Origin of the sequence: Caballeronia sp. (assembly GCF_049581465.1) — a bacterium.
GTDB lineage: Bacteria > Pseudomonadota > Gammaproteobacteria > Burkholderiales > Burkholderiaceae > Caballeronia.
The window spans coordinates 1-2,929 of record NZ_JBAUSA010001056.1; the positions used below are offsets into that span (position 1 = coordinate 1).

General features: G+C 63.9%; 2 protein-coding genes and 1 pseudogene. 1 reads left to right on the forward strand and 2 read right to left on the reverse strand.

Annotation, left to right across the window (positions count from 1 at the left end; translation table 11 throughout):
* Nucleotides 1–412, reverse strand: a pseudogene (locus tag WCA53_RS25855) (SGNH/GDSL hydrolase family protein); the annotation flags it as partial.
* Nucleotides 413–681: 269 nt separating this feature from the next.
* On the opposite strand from WCA53_RS25855, the gene WCA53_RS25860 reads away from it, so the two are divergent.
* Nucleotides 682–1,881, forward strand: coding sequence for a methyltransferase (locus WCA53_RS25860; protein ID WP_423917123.1), 1,200 nt, complete (start codon nt 682–684; stop codon nt 1,879–1,881).
* A gap of 94 nt (nt 1,882–1,975) precedes the next feature.
* Here the strand turns inward: WCA53_RS25860 and WCA53_RS25865 are convergent.
* On the reverse strand, nt 1,976–2,929 hold a 954-nt coding region (locus WCA53_RS25865), incomplete at its 5' end, for a TIGR03862 family flavoprotein (RefSeq protein WP_423917127.1).

The window sequence follows — 2,929 nt, forward strand, 5'->3', positions numbered from 1 at the left end:
GTGGGTCGCTGTCAATCTGCGCGCCCGGCGCAATCGTGACATTCGGCCGGCCGGAAAACGTCACCGGGCGGCTGGTTCCGGCCCGCGTCGCGGCCTGGTTGCCCGCCACGGCGCGCGCTACCTGCACGCTGCCGATCACGACCGGAGCCTTTCCGAACTCATTGCTAAAACGGAGCCGGACGTGCCGGCCATCGATAGCCGGATAGACGATCTGCCGAACCGTGCGACCACCAACATCCGGCGCACGATAAAGCGCCGGCAGGTTTGCGCGCTCCGGAATCGACTGTAAAGCTGTGCTCCACGCGCTGACCCAGTGATCCGCCGCGGGTTCCTGGGCGAAGACGCCCGAAAACGGCGTGACGGACGCGAGCAGAACTGCGGCGGCGAGGGTGGACAAGGCGCGAAGGGTCATCGGTGAGCGAATTGGTTTGAGTGAAAGGGCGATTGTGCCTCAACGAGGACTGACTGCGCGGCGGGTCAAACGCGGTCGAACAAGGTAAAACGTGGCTCAAACGCAGGTCAAACCACAGGAACCCAAGACGGCGGATGTCACGCGCGCATCGCCCTGCCGCCCTCACTCGAACAGCTTTCGTACTTGAAAATCGGACCATTCCGGCAAATGCCCTCAGAATGGAGGGCAAACCGCCTGTCGGCTCTTAATTTGTTCGGTACCTATTCAGCATGCACTCCAAAAACTCGATCCCAACTGCCGCACCCTCCGTCATCCAGTGGGAGGAAAAAGGCGAAAGCCGCTCGGCGCTCTGGCGCTCGGAAAGCGGGATCGCGCCGCCCAAGCGCGTGGTGATAGGCGATGACCAGATGACCGCCGATTCGGCCTATCGGCTAGCGTGCGAAGGCACCGCCATCCTATGGCGCGGCGATTTCCAGAACGCTCGCCAGTTGTTGCAGGCGGTCACGCGACGTATTGAGACGCGCCCGCGTAAGTCGGCAAAGGCGAAGGCCAAGGAACGCAGCGCCGCGCCCGATGCCCCGCCCGCCCCGCCGCCGGCTCCCGACGAAGCGTTCAACTTGCATCGGCTGGCGCAGTCGCAGCGCGCCCGCACACTCGGCATGTTCTTGCTGCCACTCGACGCCGAATACGCGATTCCGCTGCGTCGCGCGCCTGCGGTAAAGGAAGCGTGCGAGGAGGCTTATGGCGATGCGACCGGCGAGTCGATTGTGTCGTTGCGCGAGGTGCTCGGACTGGTCGGCGCGCACGAGTGGCGCAAGAAGGGCGTCGATGTCGAGGCGTTGGGCGCGCGGATTCATCCTTATTACGGCGTGTTTTCCCCGGTGCGCGGCGAGTACATCAAGCTGATCGCGGATCAGCCGTTGCCGTCGAAAGAACTAGCGTTCGATATTGGCACTGGCACCGGCGTGCTAGCGGCCCTGTTGGCGCAGCGCGGCGTATCGCGCGTAATTGCGACGGAAACTGACCCGCGCGCGCTGGCCTGCGCGAAGGAAAATATCGAGCGGCTCGGCTTTACGCAGCAAGTGAAAGTGGTCGAAGCCGATCTGTTTCCGGAAGGCCGCGCACCGCTCGTGGTCTGTAACCCGCCGTGGATTCCGGCGCGTCCGAGTTCCGCGATCGAACACGCGATTTACGATCCTGAAAGCCGCATGCTGCGAGGTTTCCTCGACGGTCTCGCCGCCCATCTGACGCCGGGCGGCGAGGGCTGGCTGATTCTTTCCGACATCGCGGAACATCTCGGCCTGCGTACGCGCGCCCAATTGCAGGAATGGATAGATCGGGCCGGGCTGAAGGTCGATGGACGGATGAACGTGCGCCCCACTCACCCCCGCGCCGTCGATAAAGCCGATCCGCTGCATCACGCTCGTTCTGCCGAAGTCACGTCGTTGTGGCGGCTAGTGCGGGCTTGAGTTTGAGTGTTTGCGGGCTTGCGGCCGGCCGAGCCCCGTTTGAACGGGGTTCGGCTGGCGCGAACTCCGTTTCGCGTGTGGGTTCTCCAGGCATTCATGCCTGACTCGCGGCCATCCCCTTCACATAAGCCAACGCGGCCTCGCCGGCGACCAGTCCGCTCGCGAAACAGGCGGTGAGCAAGTAACCCCCTGTCGGCGCTTCCCAGTCCAACATCTCGCCCGCGCAGAAAACGCCGGGCAGCGCGCGCACCATCAACTGCGCATCGAGCGATTCGAACCTCACACCGCCCGCGCTGCTGATCGCCTCAGCGATCGGCCTTGGGCACCTCACGGTCAACGGCAACGCCTTGATGCGTTGCGCAAGGCGAGTGGTATCGGAGAAATCTTCCCGGCTCAGCACTTCGCGCAACAACCCCGCCTTCGCACCCGTCAGGTTCAGGCGGCTTTGCAAATGACTCGACATTGAACGGGCGCCGCGCGGATGCGTCACCTCGTCGTTGACGCGTTGCTGCGTCAGAGCCGGAACGAGATCGAGAAGGAACGTGGCGTCACCCGCCTTTAGCCGATCGCGGATACGCGCCGACATCGCGTAAATCAGACTGCCTTCAATACCCGTCGATGTCAGCAAACATTCGCCCATCCGCCAGTCGACGCCACCCTCCGCACGCGGCAAGCCGAGCGCGACGGCTTTCAACGGCTCGCCCGCAAAGCGGCTGCTGAAGTGCTCGCTCCAGTCGATATCGAAACCGCAATTCGATGGCTCGAACGGCGATATGCCCACGTTGCGCGCTTCCAGGTGCGGGATCCACGCGGCGTCGGAGCCAAGCCGAGGCCAGCTTGCGCCACCCAGTGCGAGCACGACTGCATCGGCTTGAACCCGACGCTCGCCATCCGGTGTGGCGAACCGTAGAGCCTGCAAAGGATGGGGTTCCGCGGTGACGGATCGCGGATCTTGTTCAGGCAGACCGCCCGGCGTAGCGAATTCCCGATCCGCCGAAAATTCATCGTCCCAGCCCGTCCACCGATGCCGCATGTGGAACCGAACGCC